Below are 2,490 nucleotides of genomic sequence, written 5' to 3'. Positions count from 1 at the left end.
TCAACAACGTGAAGAAGCTAATCGAAAACCTTTAAAGATCGGCATTGGCATCAACTCCGATAGCGTCATTAGTGGTAATATGGGTTCAACTAAACGAATGGAGTTTACCTCTATTGGTGATGGAGTAAATTTAGGTGCTCGCTTGGAAACAGCTAGCAAGCAATACGGTTGCGACATCCTAATTAGTGAAAATACTTACAGAGCCTGTGCTGACCAGATCTGGGCTAGGGAATTGGACAAGGTAATTGTTAAGGGCAAGACCAAGCCAGTATCCATTTATGAATTGGTCGGCCTAAAATCTGAACCGATTTCGGAGTACAAAGCACGAATCATTGAACATTACTACAAAGGCCGTCAGTATTACCTCCAGCGACAGTTCGCCCTAGCCATGGGTGAGTTTGGCACTGTTCTAGAAAAATATGACAAACATGACCAAGCCTCTGTATTGCACCTGAACCGTTGTCAGCGCTTTCTTCAAGAACCTCCTAACGATGACTGGGATGGTGGCTGGAAGTTGTTAGAGAAATAGTCGTTAGTCCTTAGTGATTGGTCAAAGTAAATTGTTAAGGCCATATCCCATAAAATAGGCGCTTAGCAACGGGTACAAGCCTAAGTCTTGTTTAAATTAACTAAGGACTAATGGATTAACGATTAAAGAACCTTGTGAGTGTACTCATGCTGTTTGACATTATCTTCCTTAGTAACAACTCGCTGCATATTTAGCAACCGCTTGCGTTCTGTGGAAAATTTAAAGTTATCAAAGGTTGTGCCAAGGGGAATATGAGCGATCGCTTCTGGACAACTCTTGTAAGTGCGTGCAGCAGCGAAGGCTCGGTTAGTAAAATCATCGCAAAACTGAGCATCCTCTGGAAACTCAGCCGGTTTAAAAAGGCTATCCCCTGACATTACTTTACCTAGTGTCGTACCACAAGCCACTGAGTAAGATGTAGGAACACTTTTAAGCAGTGCTTCTAGGGAGGCTGAGGGGATGGGTTCAATAACTTGAACTTGATGAATTTCACCCTCTTCTTTGATAAAGCAGGTGGCTAACCCCACCACCAGGTAGTTATCGGTAGATAGATCCGGAGCATTAGCTAAGGGAGTTACAGCGGTCATAAGACTATTTCAGTACAGGATTTGAAACCAAGATAAATCACCCGCTAAGATAAATCAAATCAATAGCTTTGGTGGCATTCTATCAGGATAGCAGGTCAGCTGACACCTACCCGGTGCGCTTGACCCGTAATTAAATTCGCCACGGGTCGCACCGTTTAATCCAATAGCGGCTCACCTAAGTCTTTTCTATTTTTCTCTTCTTGATGCAGTCGCTCATGGGGGAAACCACGGCAGTCGCTCATGGGGGAGACCCCCAAGACCGCGCTGCCTCCCCAAGACCGCGCTGCATCGCTAAGTCTGGTGGTGGAGTGATGGCTTTTTGCCATTAAAGCAACCTTACTATCAGCCAACCAGGAGCCATATTTGACTGCAGGTGGATGACGTATAACGGATTGAGCTGTTATTTGTAGATTTAAGGATGGCTGGGTTAAATAACCTGGAAGCGTTATGATTAGGTTTCAAAAAGCAAAAGCAGTTTTTGGCTACCTGCTATTATCTGTTTTTGTTCATACCGTTGATGATATGGCTTTGAAAACTATACATTAAAGTATAATGCTACGTGAACATCATGACATAACCCTACTAAAGTTGCGCCAGCAAGTTGGCTTAACTCAGCGAGAACTTGCTGAAGCCCTTGGAGTAACCCAGAAAACCATTTCCATTTGGGAAAGGGGCAAAATGCAGCCTAAGCTCTCCTTTTGGCAGACTAAGTTAATCATGGAAAAGCTCAACTGCACCCTTGATCAGCTAATCATTGCCACTGAGCTGAAACACCAGAATGAAAATGAAATTAAACCATCCAGAATGATACCACATAATCCCAGATTTTTATAAAACTCAAAGGTGTAATCTTGGCCTTTGGCTAGGTCTGAATGAGGCTCCGATTGCAACGGCTGGCTGCCTATAATTGGTTGGCTAGGGTCAGCACTACGCTAGTCGTTTGACTCTCACAACGATCTGCACAATGCGCTTTGCGCTTTGGTAAATCCTCGTTTGGATTATAGCTGAGTAAAAACCATTTCGTTACCAAATTCGTTACCAAAACTGTTACGAGGACTATGCCCACGGTTAGTGTACTCTACGATCAAATGTAGTTAATGCTCCTTAGACCAGTCTAAAAGCTGTGGAACTCTTAGTCCCATGGCTTTTTGTTTGTTTTAAACGTTTAGGATTTCTCGATAGCTTTGTCTTGATGCAGTCGCTCATGGGGGGAACCCCCAAGACCGCGCTGCATCGCTTACAAAACTCCCTTAGAGCTTGGAATCATCCCTGCACGACGAGGATCAATTTCCACAGCCATGCGCATTGCTCTGGCAAATGCCTTGAATGTCGCTTCAATAATATGATGTGAATTGATCCCATCTAGTTGGCGGA

General features: G+C 44.0%; 3 protein-coding genes and 1 pseudogene. 2 read left to right on the top strand and 2 right to left on the bottom strand.

Annotated elements, in window-relative coordinates; genetic code table 11:
• The coding region (locus F6K49_RS41115) for an adenylate/guanylate cyclase domain-containing protein (protein ID WP_293106805.1) at positions 1–529 on the top strand (529 nt) is incomplete at its 5' end.
• Between the two features lie 122 nt (positions 530–651).
• Here F6K49_RS41115 and F6K49_RS41110 read toward each other — a convergent pair.
• Entirely contained in the window at positions 652–1,116 is a 465-nt protein-coding gene (locus F6K49_RS41110) for a hypothetical protein (protein ID WP_293106802.1), read from the bottom strand.
• Positions 1,117–1,668: 552 nt separating this feature from the next.
• Between F6K49_RS41110 and F6K49_RS41105 the strand changes: the two genes are divergently transcribed.
• Complete coding sequence (locus tag F6K49_RS41105) at positions 1,669–1,950, top strand: helix-turn-helix transcriptional regulator (protein WP_293106799.1); 282 nt, start codon at positions 1,669–1,671, stop codon at positions 1,948–1,950.
• A gap of 403 nt (positions 1,951–2,353) precedes the next feature.
• On the opposite strand, the pseudogene F6K49_RS41100 reads toward F6K49_RS41105, so the two are convergent.
• A pseudogene (locus F6K49_RS41100) lies at positions 2,354–2,490 on the bottom strand (imidazoleglycerol-phosphate dehydratase); the annotation flags it as partial.

This window comes from Moorena sp. SIO3I6, from assembly GCF_010672095.1.
Note: the sequence above shows the minus strand (reverse complement) of the source record. Positions and strands in the feature narration are given on the sequence as shown.

Coding starts and splice junctions, on each gene's coding strand:
- F6K49_RS41110 (WP_293106802.1), bottom strand. CDS start 1,116: ATGACCGCTGTAACTCCCTTAGCTAATGCTCCGGATCTATCTACCGAT.
- F6K49_RS41105 (WP_293106799.1), top strand. CDS start 1,669: ATGCTACGTGAACATCATGACATAACCCTACTAAAGTTGCGCCAGCAA.